This window comes from Mycobacterium sp. 852002-40037_SCH5390672, from assembly GCF_001665875.1.
In the GTDB taxonomy this organism is placed as follows: domain Bacteria; phylum Actinomycetota; class Actinomycetes; order Mycobacteriales; family Mycobacteriaceae; genus Mycobacterium.
In genome coordinates this window covers 1-25,359 of record NZ_LZTA01000137.1, presented here as the reverse complement: position 1 = coordinate 25,359, position 25,359 = coordinate 1, and the positions used below count along the sequence as shown (strand labels likewise).

Annotated in this window: 16 protein-coding genes and 1 pseudogene; 6 read left to right on the top strand and 11 right to left on the bottom strand. The window is 60.3% G+C overall.

The window, feature by feature from the left end; all coding sequences use genetic code 11:
• Positions 1-16: 16 nt before the first annotated feature.
• Genes A5782_RS24400 through A5782_RS24380 form a run of 5 tightly spaced genes read right to left on the bottom strand, consistent with a single transcriptional unit; the run spans position 17 to position 4,230 of the window.
• Entirely contained in the window at positions 17-940 is a 924-nt protein-coding gene (locus tag A5782_RS24400) for a UbiA family prenyltransferase (RefSeq protein WP_082943088.1), read from the bottom strand.
• 2 nt (positions 941-942) lie between these two features.
• A complete protein-coding gene (locus A5782_RS24395) occupies positions 943-1,809 on the bottom strand; it encodes a PhzF family phenazine biosynthesis protein (protein WP_067104845.1) in 867 nt (288 codons plus the stop codon).
• Positions 1,810-1,830: 21 nt separating this feature from the next.
• Entirely contained in the window at positions 1,831-2,505 is a 675-nt protein-coding gene (locus A5782_RS24390) for a class I SAM-dependent methyltransferase (RefSeq protein WP_067104844.1), read from the bottom strand.
• A gap of 15 nt (positions 2,506-2,520) precedes the next feature.
• Entirely contained in the window at positions 2,521-3,000 is a 480-nt protein-coding gene (locus A5782_RS24385; protein WP_067104843.1) for a PhzA/PhzB family protein, read from the bottom strand.
• Positions 3,001-3,018: 18 nt separating this feature from the next.
• Complete coding sequence (locus A5782_RS24380; RefSeq protein WP_082943090.1) at positions 3,019-4,230, bottom strand: FAD-dependent monooxygenase; 1,212 nt, start codon at positions 4,228-4,230, stop codon at positions 3,019-3,021.
• Positions 4,231-4,769: 539 nt separating this feature from the next.
• Between A5782_RS24380 and A5782_RS25885 the strand changes: the two genes are divergently transcribed.
• Positions 4,770-5,567, top strand: coding sequence for an alpha/beta hydrolase (locus tag A5782_RS25885; RefSeq protein WP_197694334.1), 798 nt, complete (start codon positions 4,770-4,772; stop codon positions 5,565-5,567).
• 65 nt (positions 5,568-5,632) lie between these two features.
• Here A5782_RS25885 and A5782_RS24370 read toward each other — a convergent pair whose 3' ends face one another.
• Positions 5,633-6,697, bottom strand: coding sequence for an FAD-dependent monooxygenase (locus A5782_RS24370; RefSeq protein ID WP_067104840.1), 1,065 nt, complete (start codon positions 6,695-6,697; stop codon positions 5,633-5,635).
• Between the two features lie 222 nt (positions 6,698-6,919).
• Between A5782_RS24370 and A5782_RS24365 the strand changes: the two genes are divergently transcribed.
• Both A5782_RS24365 and A5782_RS24360 read left to right on the top strand, forming a co-directional pair.
• On the top strand, positions 6,920-8,650 hold the full coding sequence (locus A5782_RS24365; protein WP_067104839.1) for a cytochrome bc complex cytochrome b subunit: 1,731 nt from the start codon (positions 6,920-6,922) through the stop codon (positions 8,648-8,650).
• Between the two features lie 338 nt (positions 8,651-8,988).
• Positions 8,989-11,823: an MMPL family transporter gene (locus A5782_RS24360; protein WP_197694333.1), complete on the top strand. Its 2,835-nt coding sequence runs from the start codon at positions 8,989-8,991 to the stop codon at positions 11,821-11,823.
• Here the strand turns inward: A5782_RS24360 and A5782_RS24355 are convergent.
• The 3 genes from A5782_RS24355 to A5782_RS24345 all read right to left on the bottom strand — a co-directional run bounded on the left by A5782_RS24355 (position 11,818) and on the right by A5782_RS24345 (position 16,839).
• Positions 11,818-12,495, bottom strand: coding sequence for an LppX_LprAFG lipoprotein (locus A5782_RS24355; RefSeq protein WP_082943085.1), 678 nt, complete (start codon positions 12,493-12,495; stop codon positions 11,818-11,820). The genes A5782_RS24360 and A5782_RS24355 overlap by 6 nt on opposite strands.
• Positions 12,496-12,584: 89 nt before the next feature.
• On the bottom strand, positions 12,585-15,083 hold the full coding sequence (locus A5782_RS24350; protein WP_067104836.1) for an FtsX-like permease family protein: 2,499 nt from the start codon (positions 15,081-15,083) through the stop codon (positions 12,585-12,587).
• 766 nt (positions 15,084-15,849) lie between these two features.
• A complete protein-coding gene (locus A5782_RS24345) occupies positions 15,850-16,839 on the bottom strand; it encodes a UbiA family prenyltransferase (protein ID WP_082943084.1) in 990 nt (329 codons plus the stop codon).
• 421 nt (positions 16,840-17,260) lie between these two features.
• On the opposite strand from A5782_RS24345, the gene A5782_RS24340 reads away from it, so the two are divergent.
• Entirely contained in the window at positions 17,261-18,271 is a 1,011-nt protein-coding gene (locus tag A5782_RS24340; RefSeq protein ID WP_067104834.1) for a polyprenyl synthetase family protein, read from the top strand.
• Positions 18,272-18,958: 687 nt separating this feature from the next.
• Here the strand turns inward: A5782_RS24340 and fdxA are convergent.
• Complete coding sequence (gene fdxA / locus A5782_RS24335; protein WP_067104833.1) at positions 18,959-19,285, bottom strand: ferredoxin; 327 nt, start codon at positions 19,283-19,285, stop codon at positions 18,959-18,961.
• A 914-nt stretch (positions 19,286-20,199) separates the two neighbouring features.
• Complete coding sequence (locus tag A5782_RS24330) at positions 20,200-21,390, bottom strand: NAD(P)/FAD-dependent oxidoreductase (RefSeq protein WP_067104852.1); 1,191 nt, start codon at positions 21,388-21,390, stop codon at positions 20,200-20,202.
• A 1,188-nt stretch (positions 21,391-22,578) separates the two neighbouring features.
• Here A5782_RS24330 and A5782_RS25880 point away from each other — a divergent pair.
• Positions 22,579-23,718: a ParB N-terminal domain-containing protein gene (locus A5782_RS25880; RefSeq protein WP_082943082.1), complete on the top strand. Its 1,140-nt coding sequence runs from the start codon at positions 22,579-22,581 to the stop codon at positions 23,716-23,718.
• 702 nt (positions 23,719-24,420) lie between these two features.
• A pseudogene (locus tag A5782_RS24325) lies at positions 24,421-25,359 on the top strand (FeS-binding protein); the annotation flags it as partial.

The following is a 25,359-nucleotide window of genomic DNA, read 5'->3' as shown; positions in this document are numbered from 1 at the left end:
CGCTATGTCGATCCGATCATGGTCGACTCATGAAGACGACTAACGACGCCAGCAAAATCGTTGCCCCTAGATGCGTGCAGTGCCTAACGACAAACCTGGGCTGCCTTGCGCGCAGCACTTCAACGGCCTGGGCTGGCGTCAGATCCCTGACCTTGCGGCACAGTCCAGCGGTCGCCAGCGTTGCCGCCAGGATTGACACTAAGTACAGCAGTTCAACGATGTTCAGACCCAACTGGTTTACCAGCATGTACTCCACCATCGCTCCCCCACCAAGGATGATCAGTGACGCGACCAGCAACGAGCGACGTACCCCCAATGCATGGACAAAAGTGTTCACCCCATGTGCGCCGTCCTCAAAATAGTCTTCGGCGGTCTTAACCACAGCGACGCCATTGAAGGCCGTGGCGCTGCCAATGATCCCCCACAGACAGACCCGGTCGACGGGCGCATCGAAGCTGCGGACCACGGCCAGACAGGGAACCAAGCCCATCGTTACCACCAGTGCCGGCACCTGCCACAAACCCCGACCTTTGAGCCGCAGAGGCGGCAGCGAGTACTCGATAGCCAGAGCGATGCCCACAAGACCGATAGCAATCAAGTCGAAGTGGCCGGTACGTATCAACAAGTAAGCACCTAGGGCGGCACCGACGAGCGACGTGGCGATGAGCTGGCCGATGATGTTCTTTGAGCCCAGGGCGACCGTGGATTCGGCTAAAACGGATTTGTGCCCGTCGGCGTCGGCTTCCCTGTCGGCTAAGCAGTTCACCATGTAGCCGAACTGGTAGGCCAACAACAGTAATACAAACGTCACCGCCAGATTCGCCGAGAACAACGCCTCAGTTGAGGGCGCCGAGAACAGGGCGGCCGGCACGATGGTGAGCACAATCAACGGAGTTGCATCAGGACGTCGGATCCGAACCGAATGCGCAAGGATGCCCATAGTCACTGCGCCAACAAATATCCGCCACCGGCAAGCACGGCGCTGCCCGATACCTGCGCAGAGACGACCCGCATATGATCGCCCTCGACCTTGGCCATCATCGTCGATGGGCGGCCCAGTTCGACTCCCTGCACGATCTCGATCTTCTCACCGAACGGCGACCGGCCATATCGTGCTAGGTGCAGGGCTAGCGGTGCCGCCGCTGACCCTGTTGCCGCGTCCTCCATTACGCCGTAAGCAGGTGAGAACATGCGCATTCGCCAGCCAGCTCCAGCCGGCGCGTAGCAGTTGACAGCCACGTCGTCCAACTCGGCCAATGTGGAAAAGTCGGGCCGCAGGCCCGATAGCACTTCCACGCTTGGGATCCCTACAAAGACGTGCCGTGGACCGTTGTGGTAGATATCAACTGGTTCCGTTGACGCCTCCAAGCGCAGAGCCTTGAGCAGACGTGCGGATGAATCAAAGCCCTGCCACGTGGGAATCGGCTGGCACATCGTCGCCGAACCGAGAAAGCGGCCCTCGGTGCGGATATCCACGATGTCTATCAGACCCATACCAGTACCGATGACTAACGATTTTCTGAGCGCCGTGTTTCCTGAATCACCAAGCGCCCCATGCAGTATTGCGGCTCCCAGCGTCGGGTGTCCCGCAAATGGCAACTCGTTGACGGGGGTAAAGATCCTGATGGAAAAGTCTGCACCGGCGGCGGGCTCGACGACAAATACGGTCTCCGACAAATTCAGCTCGCGGGCAATCCGCTGCATCACGGCGGCATGAAGGTCGCCAGCACGAGTAAACACCGCCACCGGATTGCCACAGAGCCGGTCGCGAGTGAAGACGTCGAGCAGCCGGTAGCAGAGCTTGTCCACCGCTGATCCTCCCGTTTCGTTCTAGCTGTACTTGTGGGCGCTCAACAGCCATGCTGGAATCTCCACTCGTCCAACGCTGTCCAGGGCCACATCCCCCTCGAGGAACCCGGTAGGCATCCACGCCGTGATCCGAGACGGCGAAACTTTATCGACCTTCCAACACTGTGATACACGAGCTACTAGCGCCTCACGCGAACTGCAATTCGGCCGGTTCGGCGTCTCAGCGGGGAACGGGGCCGCATCGGAGAAAGTCAAAATGTGCAAGACACCGCCGGCGCGCGTCGCCCGATGCGCGCATGACAAGTAGGCGTCTTGGCCCGCAGCGGGTATCGAGTGATACAGCGAACTGTCGATGAGCGTGGCGAAGTGCTCGTCGAATCCGGAGAAGTTCATCGCGTCACCGACGAAAAAATCGACCTTCACGTCGATGCGCTCCGCTTCGCGCTTTGCCTTTGTGACCGCCGATGGTGATATGTCGAACGCGGTGACCGAATACCCCATGGCGGCAAGCCTTAACGCCGTCGCACCGAGTCCGCACCCTGCATCAAGGACCGGCCCAGTGATTTTGCCGGCGGACTCCAGTGCCATGATCGGCGGCTGGGGCTCACCGATGTCCCATGGCAAGCAATCCAATCCGGGAACGATAGCGTCTCGCACATACAACGCGTCCCAATCTGTGTCTGTATTGCTGCTCACGACAACCCCCGGGGGCTAGCCCGGGATCCCCGATCTCTTGATCTCAGGGACTGGGATTCCTAAAGCACGCAGTTGCTCGAAAGGGTTCATGAACTCTCGCTGCAGTCGGATACGGCCGTTACAGAACTCGAACGAGAAGATGAAGTGGTTTCGGTAAAACCCGCTCGGATAGTCGGCAAAATTGATTTGACCTTCGCCGTCACATTCGACCCAAAAGTGTTCAGGATCTTGGGTATCGAAGATTTTGACGTTGATCCACTTCCAGTCAGGAAACGTCTTGAGCGACCACTCGCCGTGCTCCCTTATTTTTTGATGACCTTGGCATGCGACGGGCGTGCCGGTGTCAGTGGTCCACAGACCACCGATTCCGTCCTCGGTGAACAGCTGATAGCGCGTTAGTCTGCTTTGGCCTACCCGGCTCATGTAATCCTGCACGACGCGTCGGTTCTGCTCGCGAATTGAGGCAGCCGCATCGATCGATTGCTTGACGTGCATGGGGTATCACTTCCTGAGTTATGTGGATGAAACGTCGTTGATATGTCGAGGTTCGGCGTTGGTGTCATGTCTATACCGCGACATAAGGCCGCGGTAGTCGATGTCTTGCATGTCTGGCGAAGAGCGCTCGGCACGATCCATTTCGCGGTTCGCCATGACGATCGCTGCGGTAGCGGCACCGCGCGCCGACTCGTAGGCGCACAAACCCTCTTCAACATCGTTGTGGCTGGCCAGGCACCGAGCAAGCACGGCGGCATCCACGATCGCCTGTGTTGCGCCGTTGGCGCCCACCGGATACATCGGGTGCGCAGCGTCACCTAGCAAGCTAACTCGGCCTTTTCGCCATTGCCCAAGCGGTTCCCGGTCAACCATCGGTAGACTCAGGATCCGCGTGGTGCGGGAAAGCAAGGCGGGTACGTCGATGACTGCAGTCGACCAATCCTCGTAGTACGAGACGACATCGGAGGCACGCGCAAGGGTAGTTCTGGTCCAATCGGCATTGATCGGTTGGGGCGCCGCCAGACAAACCTGGCATACCCAATTCGTGAGTGAACGACCTCGCTCAGCAACGGCTTTGGAAACCGGATAGGCGACCAGACGGGTAGAAGTGCCATCATTTACATGGATCATCGTCTGTGTCGACACTATTGGCTCGGTCTCAATGATGCCGCGCCACATCCAGGTGCCCGACCACCGCAGCTCTGCGCTTTGCGGGTGCAACCAGCGGCACACACTGGAGTGGATTCCGTCAGCACCGATCAACAAGTCGACATCGACATTCTCTATGGCGCCGCCGCATCGGCTTTCCAATTCGACCGTTACGCCCGACACCGACGGTCGCGCCGACCTAAAACTCACATCGGTACGCACCGCCCGACCATTGATCCGTTGACGCGTGGTCTCTAGGAGCAACAGCTGCAAATCACCTCGGCGTATGGAGTACTGCGGCCAGTCGTATCCGGCGGCGAGTCCGCGCGGCTCGCTGTGTCGCCGTTCGCCGTGATGGTCAAAGAACACGAGTTCTGTTGTGGCAACAGCGGTGTCGGCTAGCCGGTCAGCTAGGCCTAAAGCGCTCAATTCACGAATGGCTTCTGGCTGGACGTTGATGCCCACGCCGACCGGCCTTATTTCACTGGCGCTTTCAACGACCATCACATCGACGCCGATCGCGTGCAAGGTCAGGGCAGCGGTCAACCCGCCGATCCCCGCACCCACGATCAAAGCTTGCATCCGATGGCCTTCCGCGACGATCCTGCAGGCGCAATGCCTACGCGTAATGGCCATGTCTGTATATCGGCGCCGCGCCGCCGCGGTCAATCAAACGCTGTGACAGCAACAACACCCAACCGCATTGTCACGTTTGGTATTGCGGGCGCCGCGATACCGACCGCCATCCACTTGTGCGTGCTCCTGCGCGTTGCCGCTGCAGCGGTGCAACTGCTGATTGCTCACAGTTGCACAACGGGTCGGCCCAATGCACACAAGTCCTCGCTTCGCGCGGGCAGCAGCGCACCCGCACAGCCGAAGACTGCACCTCCACGGTGATCATCCATGCGTGTGGCGGGCGGTCAAATGCATAACACCCGTCAGCGTCTGTTGGCCGCACGAATACGATGCGAATTATCGTTCATCGTCCGCGCTCCACACCGTTCAGCGCATCCACGGGCCTGTAGTCGGCTAAGGGAAGTTGTAGGATTCCGCCGTGAGCAAGCAAAACTAGCCGCACTATCCTGAGGTCGCAGATTCCGGAGATCAGCCTTTCCCAGGGCGTGTTGCACTACCTCGACCACGGTGCGGGCCCATCCGTGGTATTGGTCCACGGGCTGTTTCTCAACAGCAGTGTGTGGGAACGACTTACATCAGTGTTGGCCAGCCATGCCCGGTGTGTGGTTCCAGATCTGCCGCTCGGGGGTCATCGAATCCCCATGAACGACGCCGATCGCTCGCCGCCGGGGCTCGCGCGGATGATCGCCGAACTCATCGAACGGTTGCAGCTCGAACACGTCACCGTAGTCGGCAACGATACCGGTGGCGCGCTGTGCCAGATCCTCTGCGCAACCCATCCCGAACTTGTTGCTCGTCTAGTACTGACCAACTGCGACGCTTTTGAGCACTTTCCACCTTTTCCGTTTCGAATGATCAGATACGCTGCTGGCTATCTGCCTGGCCTGATTGAGGGCCTGGACTTAGCGCTGCGGGTCCCCTTGCTGCGACGCGCGATGGCGAATTCACCAGTCACGATCGAGCCGCTGCCTGACCATTTGTTAACGCGTTGGTTCGAACCGCTACACGACCGGCGCGTTCGTGCCGACGTGCGCGCTGTCCTGCGAGGGATCTCAGCTCGGCACACGCTACAAGCGGCCGAGCGACTGACGAACTTCCACCGGCCGACGCTCATAGTGTGGGGGGCCCAAGACAAATTCTTCCCGCTTAGCGATGCCATACGACTCACCCGCGTACTACCTTGCGCGCGTTTGGAGACAATCCAGAACGCACGTACTTTCGTTCAACTCGATCAACCGCGCCGCCTTGCAGAATTGATAATCGGACCAGGCTCTGACCAGTAACAGGCGCCCGTGCTCTGCCATCAGGTGATCGACCGATCCTGACATGCTGTTGGAAGCGAACCGCGTCACAACGCAGGAGGCGACCAGCGACTCGCCGCTCCGGTCAGCGATGCGAATAGTTGATCTGGTACTAGTCGCAGCGCGGCGTCGCGCGCAGCCGCTACCGGACGCGTTCTGGGCATGGTGACAAGTGAGCCCCACCGCGAACACCAATAGAGCGTTGTCGTCCGCCGCTGCCGTAACCGCGCGTAGCGGGCCACGCCAGCCATCGCCAAGGTCACCGCATCCTCCAGCGCCAGAGCCGCTCCTTGCCCGAACGTCGGGCGCATCGTGTGCGCAGCGTCGCCGACCAAGACCACACGGTCACGAATTGGCATGGCGACCGGGCGCAGTTCACACAGCTCGTCTGTAATGACCTGATCTGGGATCCGCGCAGCGATCAGCTCGGGCAGCGGGTCCGGCCAACTTAGGTAATGTTCCAGCGCCGCACGCCCGGGGCGCGCGCCGCCGTATACATATGTCCCGTACCCGGGCATCGGCAAGATACCAAACTCGGCGGTATGGCCCCACACCATGCCGACCTCGCTTGGTGCACGATTAACGATCCAGCGCCACGCCGTCACCCCGGTTCGCCGAGGCATGCTCGGCGGCCACAGGCACCGGCGGACAAGACTTTTAACACCGTCGGCGCCGATGACCAGATCAAACCGTCGCCGCTCATCACCGGCTTCGATCACGCCATCAGCGGTCACATCGGTCACCGCTGACCCTGCATACAAACACGAATCTGGCAGATTCGACCGCAATGCATCGATCAACCGGGCGCGGTGAACGATGGCGAAATTCCCGGGCGATGCACCGGCCAGCGATGCCAGCGACGCACGCACCAAAACACGACCACCCTGGTTCCGAACGGTCGCTGACTGGCCACCCAATTCTGGCTGCGACGCGACGCCGCGAACCCCGAGAAGTCCCAAACATCGCAACGCATTCGGGGGCACTGCGATTCCCGCACCCACCTCGGCAAAAGCCGGCGCCCGCTCGAACACACGTACCTGATGTCCGCTTCGGTGAAAGGCGATCGCGGTCGCCAACCCGGCGATGCCGCCACCAACAACACCGATCTCCATCCAGCAATACTACCCGCCGTAGTACAAGACCGGCGCGACGGCTTAGCATCCGGATCCGACAACAAGGCCTCGAAATCAAAGTGCACAGAAGAGCCCCTTGCCACTTCCGCGAGTCCAGGAAACAATCCCGACGACAGACCGCCGAAGACACCAGCGGTCCAACGATTTGGCAAGTGGAAGGTCAACCTCTGATTCGCCAGATGTCAGCATCACAGTCACTCAATCCCTCGGTCTGGGCACCATGACCTCGAAAGTCCGCAATTGAGTCCCCCGAAGATCGGCGATGTCCTGGCCCGGCAAGGCGAGGACATCGACACGCGCTACCACCCGTCCGCGGCGGTCCGTAGACAGCTCAACAAGGTCTTCCCCACGCACTGGTCGTTCCTGCTGGGCGAGATCGCGATGTACAGCTTCATCGTGCTGCTGCTCACCGGCGTGTACCTGACGCTGTTCTTCGACCCGTCCATGGCCGAGATCACCTACAACGGCGCCTACCAGCCGCTGCGCGGCGTGGACATGTCGAAGGCCTTCGCCTCGACCCTCGACATCTCCTTCGAGGTACGCGGCGGATTGTTCGTGCGTCAGGTCCACCACTGGGCCGCGCTGATCTTCTCCGCGTCGATCATGGTGCACCTGGCCCGCATCTTCTTCACCGGCGCCTTCCGGCGGCCACGCGAGGCCAACTGGGTCATCGGTTCGCTGCTGCTGATCCTGGCCATGTTCGAGGGCTACTTCGGCTACTCGCTGCCCGACGACCTGTTGTCGGGCATCGGGTTGCGCGCCGCGCTGTCCTCGATCACGTTGGGCATGCCGGTGATCGGCACCTGGCTGCACTGGGCCCTATTCGGTGGTGACTTCCCCTGCGGTGGCATCGGAAACGAATGCGCCACAGCGGGTTACATCGTCCCCCGCCTGTATGCCTTGCACATCCTGCTGCTGCCCGGGATCATCCTGGCCCTGATCGGGCTGCATCTGGCCATGGTGTGGTTCCAGAAGCACACCCAGTTCCCCGGCCCCGGCCGCACCGAACACAACGTGGTCGGCGTGCGAGTGATGCCCGTGTTCGCCGTCAAGTCCGGCGCGTTCTTCGCCGCGATCGTCGGCGTGCTGGGCCTGCTGGGCGGCCTGTTGCAGATCAACCCGATCTGGAACCTGGGCCCCTACAAGCCATCTCACGTCTCGGCCGGTTCCCAGCCGGACTTCTACATGATGTGGACCGAAGGCCTCATGCGTCTCTGGCCGCCATGGGAGTTCTACTTCTGGCACCACACCATCCCGGCCGCCGTCTGGGTAGCGCTACTCATGGGTGGCATCTTTATGCTGCTGATCGTCTATCCGTTCCTAGAGAAGCGGTTCAGCGGCGACTACGCGCACCACAACCTGCTGCAGCGCCCGCGCGACGTGCCGGTGCGCACGTCGATCGGCGCGATGGCGATCGCGTTCTACATGGTGCTCACCCTCGCCTCGATGAACGACATCATCGCGTTCAAGTTCGACATCTCACTGAACGCGACGACATGGATCGGGCGCATCGGCATGGTGATCGTTCCGCCGGTCGTCTACTTCATCACCTACCGCTGGTGCATCGGACTGCAGCGCAGCGACCGCGCGGTGCTCGAGCACGGCATCGAGACCGGCATCATCAAGCGGCTGCCGCACGGCGCCTACGTCGAGCTGCACCAGCCGCTGGGCCCGGTCGACGACCACGGCCACCCGCTGCCACTGGAATACCAGGGCGCGCCACTGCCCAAGAAGATGAACAAGCTGGGCTCAGCCGGATCTCCGGGCAGCGGCAGCTTCCTGTTCGCCGACCCCGCGTCCGAGGATGCGGCGCTGCGCGAGGCCGCGCACGGCTCGGAGCAGCGCGCCCTGACCGCACTACGTGAACACCAGCACACGACCGCCAGCTCTCACAACGACGAACACGCCCCCCCGCAATCTGAGAGCCACTAATCTGTTGTTGCGCATCTGTTGTTGCGCATCTGTTGTTGCTCAGCTCTGGCGGCACGTACAAACGCGTCACGGCAATTGGATCAGGCACAGAACGGCCCTACGGCCAGATGATGAGGTTGTCGGCGAATGCCGCTGCGAGACGTGCAACCGCCGAACTTCCACCCTTGCACAGCTGCCAGCCGCTATGGTCCTGTTACCAAGACAACCACGCCATCAGTGCGCCGTACCTGCGGTCGCTGTGCCAGCGTCCTGGCATAGCGACTAGTCACGCGCACCATCGATAGCTACCAACTGCCCAAGTAGTGATGCCCACTGATGTGATGCCCACTGATGACAACGTGACGACCAACAATAGGCTGCGTCCGCATAGCGGCATGTTGTGGGCCGGCGCAAGTATCTCGTTAATCGACGCGCTGCGACGCAATGCTGCGTTTGTGGTGACCGCGTGTATGGCCGTTGCAATCGCGATGAATGTCTGCGCCCCCGTTTGGACCGCATTCACCGCCGAGGACTCGCACACCGCCCCAGGCCAACCGGTACAACCCAGCAAGGATTCGAGCGTCTGGCAAGCGGGCAACAGCATCATCGCTTACGTAGTGCTCGACCGTGGAGCGTTACCACAAGAACGCCTCAATGCATACCGCAACGCGCTAGCAGAGCGGCTGCGCAATACGGTTCCTGCCGTCCTTGCGGTCAACGATCTTGCATCGGACTCGTTGACCGCGCCCATCGCGCTGAGCGACGACGCCGATATCGAACTGGTAGAAGTCCGGTTGGCCGGCGCATCCGGCAGCCGCACATGCATCCAGGCTGTCACGGCGTTGCGAGCCGCTGTGCGTGCGGTTGGGCCCCCCACCGGATTGCGAGCCTATGTCGCAGGCCCTGGACCTGAAGCCGCTGACACGATCTCAGCGGTCAGCGGCCAAACACCTTGGATCGCAGTTATATTGGTCGCTGCTATCGTCGTGATGCTGATTGTCATCGTCCGCGACCCCATCGCAGTGATGACAGTGTTCGCAAGCACAATTCTGGCCTCGTTAATCGCTTTACCTACAGGCGTACTGACCGGTCGCAGTGTGGGGGCGCCGATAGCTGCACTCGCCACCGTGGCACTAACGTCGGCGGCCGCATTGCAAGCCACCCAGCTCCTAGGCAATGGATTTCGGCGACAGTTGCGCGCCGGCCACGCCCCTGCCGCAGCCCAACAAGCCGCGTGTCGATCAACCGTCCCGGCGATCAGCGCGTCGGCAGCGGTGCTGCTGGCAAGCCTGACCTCCATCACGGTGCTAGATCCCGACCACCTCCTGAGCATGACGCTGTCGATCGCCGTAGGCGTAATGCTCTCGGTCCTGCTGTGCTGCGCCTGCTACCCCGGATGGCTAGAACGAGCAGGGATAAGAGATCCCGCTGCGCTGATGCCTCGAACAGGGCGGCCAACGCACCGGCTCACCGCAGCGGTTTACCGACACCCGGCGGTCGCATTCCTTGCCACCACAACGCTTGTCGCTGTGGGACTGCTGCAGGCAGGCCACGTCACTCAGTTGCTCGCACATCCCAACCCGACGCCGGACACATCCGAGGCCACAATGGCAAAGGCGCTGGTGTACAAGCACTTTGGCGATGACCGACTTCTGCCCTCTGAGGTTGTGGTACATGCCGACCACGACCTAAGGAATCCCGCCGGGCTGCTGGCCATCGAGCGGGTAACCCGACGGCTTATCGAACTGCCCACCGTCACCCGGGTCGAATCGGCAGCATGGCCTGCCGGAGAGCCCTGGCCGCAAGCCACAATTGCCTACCAGATCGGCGAAATGAATCGTCAACTGCAGACAAAGGGGCTGGCGGTGATGACGCTGACAGATGCGGTTCACCGGTTGCCCAACACAATTGACGATCTGACCTCGGCGATTGACGGCTTCGACGCCGACCTCGACAAGGGAAATGCGGGATTGTCACCAATGAGTTCGTCGCTTAACCAGCTGCGCTCAACGCTTGACCGTCTGCAGACTACCGTTTCGGCGGTGTCCAGTTACGCCGACCCCATTCGCCACTTCGTTAATGCCAACACCAATTGCGCCTCGGATCTGGTGTGTTCCTCGGCGCAACGGATGCTGCAGCCCCTCGACGAGGTGGTCGATGACACCTCCAGCCTAGTAGCCAGCACCCGTGTGCTGCCCGCAACGGTATCGTCGGCCAAGCAGCTGTTGGCATCAGCTTCCGCGACACTGGCACACGTGCGCGGAACCATAGGCCAAACCCGCGCCCTTGTCGTTGAATTCGCCAAATCCGCCGGCACATCGGTACCAGAAATGACCAAGGCCAGTTCACTGATCAATACCATGACTGCTGATCTCAGCAACAACGGCAGCGGCGGCTTCTATCTGTCCCAGGCAAAGATCGATTCCGCCGACTACGAGTCGGTGAGAAAGCGATCGTTCTCAGCAGACGGCCAATACACGCGAATCTTCATCTACAGCACCCGCGATCGTTCCTACGCCCCGAATTTCGAACAGTCTGTCATCTCCGCCGTGTCGCAATCCACCAAATTCGGCGCACTGACCGGCTCCGCGATTACTGTCGACGCCAGCGGAAACGGACTCCACGCCATGACGGCGATATCGGGCAATCACGTTGCAGCGTCGCTGGCCATCCTTGCCGCCGTCCTAGCCCTGATCATCGGCGGCGCGCTAGGTGGCAGGGCCATCGGGATAGTCACCGCCATCGGAGTTATCATCTGTGCCACAGGCAGTCTCGGACTTTCCACGCTGCTCACATCAGTATTTGGAGTGGAAAGAATCGGCTGGGGCTCACCTCTACTTGCGCTAGTCGTGGCAGTACCCGTCGCAGCAGAGGAGGCCCTATGGCTGGCGATGCGCTGGCGGGCCCGCGCTATCAAATCCACATTGTCGGCAACACATTACCGCCGCATCTCAGCACCCAAGGTCGCAGCGCTGCTCTGGGCCTCGACGCTTGTTGGAGTACCCGCAGTGGGCGGGTTCGGCCTCGGCTGCTGCGGTCTCGAAGCGTTATGCATCGTCATTCTCACCTGCATGTGGCTGCGTGTCTGCATGATTGGGGCCATCTCGGTGAAAGACAATCGATGGGCCTTGCGCGCCGCTACACTAACTAACAACCGTGCCGGCGGGCTGCAGTCGCGAGATCAGAGGTTATGAACTAGGCGGCGCCGTCACCGAGACCGGAACGTTCCACTTCGACAGTGTGACTGTCAGACCCTGTTGAGCCGACAGCGTCCCCGCCGTCCGTACCAAGACGGGGTTCGCGCTGTCTTGGATCCACGCCGTGAAATCAGCGGCACCTGTGGCCTCGGGAAAGTACTTCTTGAGTCGGTCCGCAGGCACAGTGCCGGACACCTTCTGCGTTGGTATCCCATCGACGGTATCGGTTCCTTGCATTTGAAGACCAACGATACTGTCGAGAATCAGCGGCAGACCCTGACTAGGGTCAATGACCGATGGCGGCAAGAACGCCGATGTCGAACCCACCTCAGTCCACTCGCTACCTTGCATCACCGAAAGCTTGCCGTCAGCCAACCCAAAAGGCGCTGAAGTTCCGTTGGAATAAGTGATTTGGCCATTGGCAATCAGCGGATTGGCCTGCACGTCGGCATCCACATTGGTGACCGGTCCCAGACGGTCAAATTTTCCTTTTACGACCACAGCGACATGCGCGCTGACCAACTTTCGGGTTGCCTCTGCGCTGCTACGGACTAAACGTTCGGCCCCGCTGTCGCCGCGACTCGCGGAAGGTGACGGCGCGCTACCGGCATGCTGTGAGCAACCCCCCGCCAGCAATGGCACTCCGAAAATCAGGCAAACGAGCGTCATTTTGAACACACTTAGCGACAATACGATCCTCGTCTCACCAGTGCCATCATCCCAACCAGATTGAACAGATTACGAAGCAGCTATGGTCGTCATGACTCCGCTACCCCTTCCACGATATTCAGCCGTGCCGCCTGTACCGCCGCCCCAGCGGCGGCGCCCATACATAACAGCACCGCAACAAGCGGGTACAGCACAAAGCTCGGCTGCGGCCGGTAGAGCAAATCGAGCTGAATGGAACTCGACAACACTTTGACGCCGATGTACTGAGTAAGCAGGCCGACCGCAGTACCGCAGGCACCCCCCACCAGACCGATGGCTGCCGCCTCGATGAGGACGCCGCCCAATATGTAGTTGGGCCGCGCACCGATCGCACGAAACACGGCGATCTCCTGGCGGCGCTGGTTGACCGACAACAGGAACGTGTTAAAGATCCCTACCGCCACCACAATCGCGATGATCAGTTGCAGCGCTAATGACAGGGCACTGACCTGAGCGACCGCGCGCATGGTTCCCTCATAGGTGTCCTGACCCGTGTAGGCATGCACCCCGGGCGGTAGAAGTTGCGTGACGGCGCGCTGGGCAGCCGCGGCATCCGCGCCTCGACGGAAAGAGACTTGCAAGTAAGTGGCACCAGGACGGGCATACCACTGCTGCAGCGAGCCCAGAGGCATCACCACCAGACCAGCGTCAACGGTGAGATAGTCAATGACGCCCACAACCGATACCGTCCGGAGCCCTGTGGGACACGGCAATTCGATACGCCCGCCCAGACCTACATCCAGCGTCTTGGCCAACTGGCGTGAAATCACCACCCCTTCGCCGCGGAAGAGCGCGGCAACACGCTCAGGCTCGAGACGATCTAAGCCAGGAGCTACCGCATCGGGTACCGCACCTTGCAGCAACACGCGCTTGCCGTCGATGGTGCCGTACGCCCACTGCGCCGCAGCAACTGTGGACACCTCCGGCAGCTTCTGAATGCGGTCTTGTAGGTCCCCCGGCAGTACTGGTCCGGTGGGCAAGGTATCAGTTCCGCCCGCCGACACGAACAACGGCACCGATCGCAGCGAAGCCACCATCGTCGAAGCCGAGGACACGAGGTTAGTCATCGCCCCGGAGGCGCAAATCCCCACCGAGACCGCAACCACAATCACCATTGCCGTGACCCATACCCGCCCGCGGGCACGTGCGATAACTAGTGCCGCGGTTACCCCCACGGTGCCCAGCTGCCTGGCGACAAAGCCAATCACTGCTACCACTGGCCCGGCGAATGCGTAACACAACCCCAAGCCGCCCAGAATAAACATGACGCAGGCGATCAGCGCTCGCGCATCATCCACCCGTAACGCCGCATACGTGGCGATCCCGAGAATCACGGCGCTGATGACCCCCGCCGAGATACGCCACGGCTGGGTAAACGCATCCATCTGGCGGATGTCTGCGCGACCAACAGCTTCGATCGGCGAGACCTGGCCCGAGAGCCGCACACCTCCGAGCGCCGCTGCACTACACGAGACGAGGCTGACAGTAATCGCAAGTGGGATAGCCAAAATCGGAAGGTGAAAAGCGACATCAGCCTGCACCGACTGCACCATCGCCGGCGGCAGGCTGCCAATTGCCAACCATGCAGCCGCCACACCCAATGGCACCCCCAGCACGCCACCGGCCAAGCCGACCATCAATGCTTCACCCAAAACTGAGCGCCGTATCTCAGACTGCCGCGCTCCCACCGCACGCATCGTTGCAAACACTCGACGTCGACGAATAATGCTCATATTGAGCGTGTTAAACACCAGAAACATCGCGACGACGAGCGCAAGGGACGCGCAGATCAGGAGGGAATCACGCAAAAACACTAGAATTGTGCCGGACTTGGCGGCCTCGAGGAGCGGCTGCGAAGTGACGACTCGCTTTTGGGTGACGGCATCAATCTCATCACGCACTTGTGACACCGAACTGCCAGCGGCCACGACCACCAGGATCGAATCGTAGGCACCAGTTCGCCCGATGACGGCCTGGGCCACTTTCATCGGGGCAATGATGAATCTGCCGTTATTGACATGCGAAGCAACATCACTGTCAAGCACCAACGCGACCTCAAGGCGATGGCCGGCCGCATCAAGGCGGTCACCACGCCGAGACTTCATGCGGGGCCCGACAATAACGCCATCATCATCCATCACAGCGGAGGCGCCCGGCTGATTGAAAATGGCCTGTCCAAGCCGACTGTGGATACCGGCAATACTTGGATCGACCCCCAGTACTAGCGTCGGCTGACCGTTGACGGCTATTGAAGAGATGACAAGCGGCGCAGCGACATCAACTCCACCCACGTGACGAACCTTTTTGAGCAAGCCCGCCGGCACACCCCCACTGGAGTCGGCCGTTATTTGCAGCGAAACATCCCCGGAAATGTCCTGAGCCAGTTCTGCGACTGACCCGACAATCGAGCCGTAAATGCCGAACACTGCGACAAGCAACGCAGAACAGACAGTGATAACCCCTATTGACACAACATGTCGCGCCGGATGGGTCAAGAGGTCACGCAGGCTCAGCACCCGCAGCCGGTCGAGCTCGGTGATCAACCTCATGCGAAATCTGCCTGCCGCGGATCGGATTTCGCCCTGGAAGTACGCACGCTCGCCACTCCGTGAGCAAGAGAGTTCCCCAACTCAACGTCTTGTGTCATCAGCGTGACCACTGATGTGCTTGGACAGCAGACGAATTCATGAAAGATAACCTCCCGTACCGGCTAGTTGTGTGGAATGGACGCTTCACATCGGGCGGTGCGCCGACACCATCTGCATACACATCAACAACCCTCAATTTTCGCGCGAGGTCCCCTCGACCGGATGGAGTCCAACAGCGCGGGACCCGACGTCCTCGCGCCCCTATCAGGACATCGCAGTCGGTGACGCAGGTCGATAGTCAGCATGCGCCCAGCCGACGTCCTGCCTGCCGACTGATGCCGAAGTAACACGCACCCACACCCCGTGAGGGCAGATGAAACAACCTGGGCTACCGAGCATATAGCCAGCAGTCGTGCTCGCGACCTCGGCCGCCCCAAGGTGTCAGTGAGGTCAACACCATTGAGGCACATATACATCACCACCGGGGCGTCACGAGTTTCTGGACCAGACAGCGCGCGCGCTTTCTGGCTCCATGGCGACTCGGTGACGTCGGCTCGTCACCAGAAAAGGCCAACATGATGCCGTTGAGCGCGTCCAGACCACGGTGCCCGACAGGGGCACGTCGACACGATCCGCCACGGGTGACCACTGTCGTCGGTGTTCGGCTTTGACGTCAAGGTCTGCCGCCGAGCTCCCGCTTCCCGTCGCGACATCCACGGTGAAACGACTAGAACAAGCCGATATACGTCGCGCTGAATAAAAACATTGCGGTCGCCGCTATTACGCCAATCAAGGCGAGTCTGTGCACGATCGCCTTAGGATCGTAGGCCTTGTACAACAGTTTGTGATAGGCAGCGATCGTGGTAACGCCGGCCACGACCTCCACCGAGAGTAACTGGCGCGGGATGATGTAGTTCATCGCGGCCAAGACAGCATATATCGTGCACACGAGCGCGACTGCGACCAGCCCAACCCAGTAGGTGCGGTCCCGACCGAATCGCACTGCAACGGTGGTATTTCCATTAGCTAAGTCTGACTCGTAGTCCCCAATGGTTGTGGGCACATAGATCGCAACCATGTAGAGCGTACCGACGAGCGGGCTGATCCACGGCAACGTGGACAGTGGCGCTCCCAAAACGTACCCAACGATTAACGGGCAGCCACCCACGGCGAACGAGCAAACAGCAATGTCACAGCCGGGCCGGTTTTTAAACCGCAACGGCGGTGCACTGTAAGCCCAACTGATGGTCAAGGCCACCACGGCCATCGCCGCGAATACCGGACCTGCAACCGCGCCAGCGGCAATGGCCAGCACAGCGCTGGCCGCCGCGACCAATTTTGCTACCGGGAGTGGAACGCTCCCGGTGACCAGCGGTGACCTCGCCCGCGTCGGGTCGTTGCGATCCCCGGGCAGATCAACAATGTCGTTGACGACGAATGCGAACAGCCAGCATGACGGGCCCATGATCAATACCACGACACCAAACTGCCAGCCCTCACTCCAACACGACGCCGCCTGCAAATGCAGGCAACCCACAGGGGCAATACGGTGAGTAGCCAATACATAACCGCCAAAAAACGGCACGATCCCGACGAGCCACAAGATCGGCCTCGAGATCAATATGACACCCAGACCCCACCCGAACGCACCGCGGACTCCGCTAAGGGCGTGCTGTACAAGTCCCATCGGAGCATGCGCGTGAGCACTGTCTGTCATGACCGATATCCCTGCGCTTCCATCGCATCCTCCATGTGCTGGATTCACTGCGCTCGGGCCGCCAGCGTAGTATCCCAAATGCTCTGATGGGCAAAGCGTTCACCGGAAACCGCTAATTCCCACTTCCGCTTCTCCTGCGATTACCGCACGCCTCCGGTCAGCTCGGACGATGACCACAGATCTTGCTATTCAAGGGCACGTGGCGTTGTGCTGAGCGTTAGTTCCTGTGCCTGGTTTTGGATGCAAGCTACCCGCCGATTGATGAAGGCAAGCAACGCATCACAATCGAACAGCGGAAACGTGGGTCACGCACGAGTAGCCGGTGCTCAACGCCAATATCTCGCCACGCCTCACCAATCAACGGGGAGGCGCACTTGCACAACGGATTTCCCTTGCACCCCAAGAGCTATATCTTTTGGCCATGCTCACGTCAACTACAACTCTCGTCAGAGGCCTTGACATCGCCGATCCGGAGTTAGCCGCCAATGTCGCCGATGGTCTCACGCGTATCGACGAACTCATCCGCCGCGAACTCGGCAACGGCGACACCATCATCCGTGATGCCGTTGTTCACCTGTTCGAGGCGGGCGGTAAGCGCTTCAGGCCATTGTTCACCGTCCTGTCGGCGCAAATGGGACCGCGTCCCGACGCATGGGAAGTCATTGTGGCGGGCGCGGTAAGCGAATTGGTGCATCTAGCAACGCTTTACCACGACGATGTTATGGACGAGGCCCAAATCCGACGTGGCCAGCCAACGGCGAACGTCCGCTGGGGCAACTGCCAGGCCATCCTGGCTGGCGACTACCTTTTTGCCGCAGCATCAGAACTTGGCTGGCAGCTCGGACTGGACGCAGTTCGCATCGTCGCAAAGACTTCCGCTCAACTGATCACAGGGCAGATGCGTGAGACTCGCGGGCCAGCTCCGGGGACGGATCCCGTCGAGCATTACCTCCGGGTAATAGAAGAAAAAACCTCAAGCTTGATCGCCACCGCAGGCCGTTTCGGCGCCACTTTCTCAGGAGCTGATGCTCTTCAGACCGAGCGTCTCGGTCGAGTAGGCAGCTGCATCGGAGCGGCCTTCCAGATCTCCGATGACATCATCGACATCCACGGCGCACTCGACGAAGCCGGCAAAGTTCCCGGCACGGACCTACGGGAGGGCGTGCGCACCCTGCCAGTCCTTCTCGCGCTACGCGAGTCCGGGCCGCAGGCAGACCGCTTGCGCGAGCTACTTACCGGGCCTGTCAGTAACGATGACGACCTGGCCGAGGCACTCTGGTTGCTCCGTAGCTCGCCAGGAATGGCACAAGCGAGAAAAATGGTCGATCACTACGCCGACGCCGCACGTGGTGAGTTAGCAGAATTCCGACACAGTCCCGGGCGCGAGGCCCTGCTGTCGCTCGTCGACTTCACCGCCCATCGGCGTCAGTAAAATCGACTTCCACACAGGGAATTCGCCCCCTGGGGCCCAGTAGGCGCAACCCAGACCTGTTTTGAAATTAGGGTGCCCGGAAATCCAATGTGGATGTGCCTGCAGACCGCCTCCAAGGCGACCGACCTCACCTTGCGGCACCCCCCAACCGTCACCAGCAGACCTGAACTTTGATCAAGCGCCGAACTGGCCGTGAGCGACTCAACTGTAGGATCTGATGGCGCGAAGTGTCAGCGGAGTAGACCAGGGCACCATCCTTGTGCAGCCGCCGACTTCCGCAGTTAGACAAATGGGATTTCGCGCCCAGCCGAAGCAGTGCATGTGCGCTGTCGGTGACAGGGTTAGACGGCAGTCGCGAGCGGGGTATTACCTGTTGGCCTTTGTGCTACGCAGTACAAATCATCAGATACCCGAAGTTGTTGTGTGCCAAAGGCCGCTACGAACAAGACGATCGAACAGCTGCTGGGTAATGGCCTCTTGATCGCATGCGTCGCTACTGAGCGCCGGTGCGGCATCGCAACCCGAATCCTCCTGCGGCGCAACAGACCGGCTGGTAACGGGACAACTGAGGTGCTTTTCGTCGACCGCCGGACATGGATAGCAGTCGCATCGAATTCCAGAGTTCGCACATCTGCGACCAGTGCCTCGATGTCGCTAGCAGTGGACTTCTGCCCCGTCGTTACGTCGTCATAGACCGGTTGTGTGTGCCTGTGGCTGCAGCGCTATGAATGATGGATCAGGTTGTGGTGCAACGCCTTTTGCGCCCAATGGCGAACCGATTGCTGCGAAGAAATCTCTATTGGCGTTCATGTAGTCGACCCACTCGTCCGGCACATTCTCCTCGTCATAGATCGCGTCAACCGGACACGCAGGTTCGCACGCGGCGCAATCCACACATTCATCGGGATGGATGTATAACATCCGCTCCCCCACGTAAATGCAGTCGACAGGGCACTCGTCAATGCAAGCCTTGTCCATGATGTCAATGCAGGGCTCTGTGATGACATAAGCCATTGGTCGAGTCCCTTTCTCGTGCGGTATGCAGTGAGCCGGGCGGGCACGGGCTGCATAGTGGTTGATCGCCAGATTGATCCGTTAGGTGGTGACGCCTGTCTTGGAGTTAGGTCGATCCAGTGTCGCGACCGGCCCATCATTTCAGTCGGCCAGATTCCTACGTCCAGCCAGAATCGGTGTTTTGAGCGAACATGTAAAGGGTGCGCAACGTGGCCCCGTAGTCGTCCCCCCGGGATTAGCTAAGTAGGCGCATGGGAAACTACCGCCGTCAAGGGACGAAAGAGACTGCCCCGCAGCCCAAGCCCAGCGGCGAGCCGCCAAACGTCTTGTCTCCCATCGCCGAAGCGTCTTACCCGCGCCGCCTATCGCATCCCAGCGCCTCACAAACCGCTCGCCAAAAGTCCGTCCCGGAATAAGGGCCGAGGGTCCGTCGTCACTGCAAAAATTTCACGCCCGCTATCCGGTACCGGTGGGTGGCACATGGACGTCTGAGTCGATTACGCGGTCAATTTATCCAATCGACATGCCGCTGTAGAAGCCCCTTCGATCGCAGCACTAGCACGCGAACGCCTAAATTGACTGCTTCGAGGCGACCGCGCCTATCCGTCCACGCCAACAATCATCCGGTGACCGGTGCACCCGTCTACTGCCGTCTACTGCACCAAAGTGGTTCAGGTTCCTAAAGACCGCGTTCGCTCAATTTCAGGGAGGCTGGAGCTCTCGTGCAAAATCACCATGACGCACGCGCCGTTTATCTTGCACCTCTGCGTGACGCCACCACTGAACGGTGTGGCTCTATCACTACCGCGGTTCTAAGCCCAACCGGCTCGAATGAGTGTGCCGCACAGGCAGCAACCCACATATTTCAAGGACGCCCAGCAGTTAGGCCCGCGGTGGACGAGGAAAAAAGCAGGTCAAACGTCGCGGTAGTCCATAGTCGCGCCCGCACGGCCATAACAGCCTCGGAGCAGGACCTGGCGCATAAACGCGTTGTCACATGTTCGCAGTCCCAAACCGATCATGCGCGGATTACCACCGAGTCGAAGGACCTCACGGAAGAATCCATACGAACGGCCCCAGCGCTGCCGGAGCACCTTGTCATATCTGGACAGGTCCGTAGGCCCCGTCGTGTCGAGCGCATCCACCGCAACTTCAGCAGCAAGCATTCCTGAGGCAATGGATCGCGAAATCCCCGCCCCACTCGCAGGTTTCGCTACCCCCGCCGCGTCGCCGGCAAGCAGCAGACCCGGGCGCCATGGGGGACGCGTCGTAAAGGCCATCGGCAGCCGCCATGCCTGCAATGCCTTCGAACGCAAAAGCTGTTCGGTGTCCGGTAACTTCCAGTCCGCCGGAAGTTGGCACTTGAACTTGTCAAAGAGCTCACGTGCGTTAATCCCGCGCGATCCCCGATAATTTGTAAGGTAGCCGACACCGATATTGACCCGGCCCCCGCCCATGGGGAACACCCAACCGTATCCGGGAATATGGTCGCCGTAATACTCGAGCAAATGGGCTTCGAGAGTGGTGCTCTCTTTTGCCTCAGTCGACATTTCAGCACGAATCGCTATTACGACGAGACCCGAATCTGATGCAATCCCCAATGATCGTTTTACCCGAGAATGGGCGCCATCGGCGCCGATGACAACCTTGGCGCGATACTCTTGCTCTTTGTCGCCATGCCGTGCGATCACGCCCACGACCTGGTTTCCCTCGGTGATGGGCGACACAAATTCCGTATTCTGTTCGACCCGCACCCCTGTTGATGCAGCGCACTGCAGTAGCATCTCGTCGAGATCAAGGCGGCGCGCAACGTATCCATAATTTGGCTTCTCAACGCGCTCAGGCCACCGAACATCCCAGGCAGCCTTGGTCACGATCTTTATCCGGTCTACGCGGTGGAATTTCTTGAGATCGTCTTCAAGTCCCATCGTGGAGATCAGCTGAATGGCGTGAGGTGTTAGACCGTCACCACACGGTTTGTCCCTAGGGAATTGCGCCTTATCTAAACAACATACGCTTGCGCCCAACGCTGCCGCGCGCCAGGCAGCGGTGGCCCCGGCCGGGCCGCCACCCACGACGAGGACATCCGAGTATTGCGGTGTCATATTCTCCTCCATTCATACGGCTTCACGTTTCGTATGATCTGCGTCAGCGCAAGCAGTCCAGTGAGATGAGTATCGGATAATGAGTGGCATCTAACTCAGTATGAAATGCCAATAATCGTATTGCTATTGGAAGAACGAGGAAATATTTCCTATCTAACCGCGTGATCGACACGTGTTGGGAATAATGCGTATGCCAAGCGCTAATTATCTGCACGCCAGGCGGACAAACTGCCGTTAGTGCTGACCTCGTTCGACGTCGTCGATGCTCCGGTGCTTAAGAGCCGATGTCAAGGCAAGGCGTTGACTGAGCAGAAGTCTTCAAGTGGTTACAATTCCAAGGGGAACCCATGGGCGGGGCCGGATTGTCAAGGCGAGTATTTGATCAAGCTGTTGGTCGTACCAATGCTGCTAGCCGAATCCCGGGGTGGCGAAACTGGACTGTGGGACCAACAAGGAGCTGGCGCAAAATGGCCAACGGAACGCGCGCAACAGTAATCCGGGCCCTCCGCTCGTGTAGCGGCCTGGTGATGTGCGGTCAATCCTTCCCAGGAACTGTCGGCCGTGACAGCGGCGTCGCCGGGCCAGCCAAGTGGGTCCTCTCGTGAAGCCGGCTCGGATTGCCACGGCGCTGTTTGGCAAGGGGTACATGGTCCACTCACCGCCATTTCGTGGCCTATCCCGGCGAAAACGGAAGCCTTGACGGGGCCGATATCAGGCCAAAACCTCCGCTCGGCCCCCTGCGTGCGAGCGAAAAACAGTGCCCAGCGAACGCCTACGGAGCGCCTCGCTGGCTCACGGCTCCCCGGACAGTGGCAGCGTCATGGGCGCCTCACCACTGGTGTGTGCTGGAAGGGACCGACGACCTCCCGGTGGATGCCGAACCCTTCCACCGGCCCATGTGCAATCACCGGGGCAACACGTAACGAATGACTAGGCGCATGACAAAACCGAACTGTTCGCGATGCAACAGCAGGTCAGGCGTCGCTGCCGCGTACATCCAACGTGATCTGACCGTTTGTCGGCCCTAACTATAGGTTGCTGCCCACGCCCAGATGCCCTATGTTTTCGTAACTAGTGAGCAAGTCTATGCACCCGTAGCGATGACGTTTCCCGCACGGCTGTGGAGATAGGCCCGCGATCAATCGCGGGTTCTACGTCTTTTCCGATACAGCAACCGAGGGGGAAACCATGCATGCCCTAGAACTCGTCGACGAGGCTGAAGCGCCGCATTTTTCAACGCCTGCCGGGGACGGCGTCACGCACTTGCGCAAACTTATGGGCGATCTGGCGTCAGTTCCTGACACTTCAGAGCTCCATACATTCCAATCGCAACCAACTAACCGGTTTGCATTGGCTGTGGTCCGTATCAGCGATCTACGCACCACAGGCTCGCCCAGATTAAGTGGCATCGACTCAGCCCACGTGTGCCGACTTACAGAGGCACCCGGGCCGCTGCCGCCAATCGTTGTCCATCGAGAAAGCATGCAGTTGATCGATGGCTTCCATCGGGTCGCCGCAGCCGTGCAGATGGGCCTGAGAGAACTTCAGGCGTATATGTTCGACGGTCCGGCCGACCTCGCGTTCATTTTATCGGTCGGCGCGAATGTTACCCACGGCCTGCCGCTGCAGCTTGCTGACCGCCGTGCAGCGGCAGCGAAAATTCTGGCGACCCATCCGCAGCTGTCGGACCGTGCCATCGCTTCGGTCGCTGGGCTTTCAGGCAAGACCGTTGCTGCTATCCGTGGTGCAACTGGAGAGGATGCGCAGTTGCACGAAAGGCTGGGCAAGGACGGTCGCGTGCGGCCGCTAAACACCGCGGCTGGGCGACAAATGGCTGCTCAACTAATAGAAGAAAACCCAGGCGCATCGCTGCGCCAAATCGCTGCCGCGGCAGGTTTGTCGCCAGGGACGGTCCGCGACGTACGAGCGAGACTGGCGCGAGGAGAAGGCCCGCTGCCGACTCAGAGCGATAAGCGACTGCCCGCTGCCGCAGCAGCTAAAAAGCGCTGGCCGCCAATGGTAGAAGCAGCTGACGTGACGCCGCTGTTACAGACGCTGTCCAAAGACCCGGCGCTACGAATGACGGTCGCGGGCCGCCAGCTTCTGCGGTGGTTTCACCAGCACGTCGTCGGTGCCTTTGACAGCATGAAAGTTGCAGAGGCCGCCCCCGACCATTGCGTTGACCATCTCGTCGAATTAGCAACCAGGTGCTCGATGAACTGGGCGCGGCTGGCCGAAAACCTTGAGAATCGGCGCGCAATGCTTGCCGAAGGCCGTGACGACGCCGAGATGGGCCTGGTCGCCGAAGGCGATCCATGCACGGTATAAGCACACGACTCGCCCTGGCGTTGGGCTAAACAACCGCACGAACCGCACTACCCGTGCTCGAGCGGGCCCGCCGATACGCGGTGTGTCTGCGTCTGCGATGAATGGATGGCACGTAGCGCCCGCAAACAGCGCACTTGTGCGACGCGCTGGCTGAGAATCCAATTAGATCGCTGCCTGGCGCGCATCGTCGTCGATGTCCATTTCGACCGCCCGCAGCCGCCGGGCGGTACCGCGGCCGGGCCAAATTGGGGATGAGCCTTGCACAACAAAGCACGACGGGCCGACATCTGATCGCGGGCTTAACCGCTTGCACTTCTCACCCACCCGGCTAACACAATTCGCGCCTGGGTTCCAGTGATAGCAAGACCATTCTCGCCGATCTCCAACGGTGTCCCGCCGGAATCAGATTCCAGCGCTAAGTTCGAGATCCTCGCTACTGGCATCGGCTGATTACCGCACCCTCACCACGCTGCAGTGACTTAGGCCGCATCAGTCATCGCCGCCGCAAAAATGTGCGCGCATAGGTGGAGCAATCGATTCGCGCCACCCAAAAGGGCCGTCAAATCACGTTACTGCCGGCGGCCAGGCAACGCCAGCCGTTCAATACGGCACCCCGTCCGTGGCGTCTTCCCGGGACGGGATGTAACGATAGGGCGGACCGATTACAAGTTACTCGCAAGTAACACATGGGAGGCCGAGCGGGTGGATACCCAGACCTTGATTAGATTGGTCATCGGACTGGGCATGACGGTGGTCGTGGCCGCACTCGCCGCACGGCGTGTCCTGTGGCTGTTCAAGCTGATCACGTCCGGCAAGCCGGCCCCGGGGCACACCGACGAACCCGGCAAACGCGTCTGGGCCGAGGTTTCCGAGGTCTTCGGACAGCGCAAGCTGCTGAAGTGGTCCATCCCCGGCCTGGCGCACTTCTTCACCATGTGGGGATTCTTCATACTTTTCACGGTCTACTTCGAGGCATACGGAACCCTGTTTAAACCGAACTTCCAGATCCCGATCATCGGGCACTGGGATGCGCTGGGCTTTCTGCAAGACTTTGTCGCCTTGGGCGTCCTTGTTGGCGTTATAACATTCTCAATTATTCGACTGCGCTCCCGGCCAAATGAACAGGGCCGCGCCTCGCGGTTCTACGGCTCGCACACCGGCGGCGCCTGGCTGATCCTGTTCATGATCTTGCTCGTCGTGTGCAGCTACGCGGTTTTCCGCGGTGCTGCGGTGAACACCGGAAACTTTCCGTACGGGTGGGGCGCGTTTTTCTCGCAGGGTATGGGTCGGCTCATGCATCCCCTTGGATCAACTGCCAACGAATGGATCGAAACAGCCGCGTTGTTAAGCCACCTCGGGGTGGCGCTCTCCTTCTTGATCATCGTGTTGCATTCCAAGCACCTGCACATCTTCACGGCGCCGATCAACGTCATCTTCAAGCGGCTGCCCGACGGCCTGGGCCCGTTGCTGCCGCTGGAGTACGACGGCAAGCCGATCGACTTCGAAAACCCGCCCGACGATGCCGAATTCGGTCGCGGCAAGATCGAGGACTTCAGCTGGAAGGCCATGCTGGACTTCGCCACCTGTACCGAGTGCGGGCGCTGCCAGTCGCAGTGCCCGGCGTGGAACACCGGCAAGCCG

What these genes read in the sequence shown, in the direction of transcription:
- A5782_RS24400 (WP_082943088.1), bottom strand. Translation starts at nt 940, where the DNA reads ATGGGCATCCTTGCGCATTCGGTTCGGATCCGACGTCCTGATGCAACT.
- A5782_RS24385 (WP_067104843.1), bottom strand. Translation starts at nt 3,000, where the DNA reads ATGCACGTCAAGCAATCGATCGATGCGGCTGCCTCAATTCGCGAGCAG.
- A5782_RS24380 (WP_082943090.1), bottom strand. Translation starts at nt 4,230, where the DNA reads ATGCAAGCTTTGATCGTGGGTGCGGGGATCGGCGGGTTGACCGCTGCC.
- A5782_RS24370 (WP_067104840.1), bottom strand. Translation starts at nt 6,697, where the DNA reads ATGGAGATCGGTGTTGTTGGTGGCGGCATCGCCGGGTTGGCGACCGCG.
- A5782_RS24355 (WP_082943085.1), bottom strand. Translation starts at nt 12,495, where the DNA reads ATGACGCTCGTTTGCCTGATTTTCGGAGTGCCATTGCTGGCGGGGGGT.
- A5782_RS24350 (WP_067104836.1), bottom strand. Translation starts at nt 15,083, where the DNA reads ATGAGGTTGATCACCGAGCTCGACCGGCTGCGGGTGCTGAGCCTGCGT.
- A5782_RS24345 (WP_082943084.1), bottom strand. Translation starts at nt 16,839, where the DNA reads ATGACAGACAGTGCTCACGCGCATGCTCCGATGGGACTTGTACAGCAC.
- A5782_RS24340 (WP_067104834.1), top strand. Translation starts at nt 17,261, where the DNA reads ATGCTCACGTCAACTACAACTCTCGTCAGAGGCCTTGACATCGCCGAT.
- fdxA (WP_067104833.1), bottom strand. Translation starts at nt 19,285, where the DNA reads ATGGCTTATGTCATCACAGAGCCCTGCATTGACATCATGGACAAGGCT.
- A5782_RS24330 (WP_067104852.1), bottom strand. Translation starts at nt 21,390, where the DNA reads ATGACACCGCAATACTCGGATGTCCTCGTCGTGGGTGGCGGCCCGGCC.
- A5782_RS25880 (WP_082943082.1), top strand. Translation starts at nt 22,579, where the DNA reads ATGCATGCCCTAGAACTCGTCGACGAGGCTGAAGCGCCGCATTTTTCA.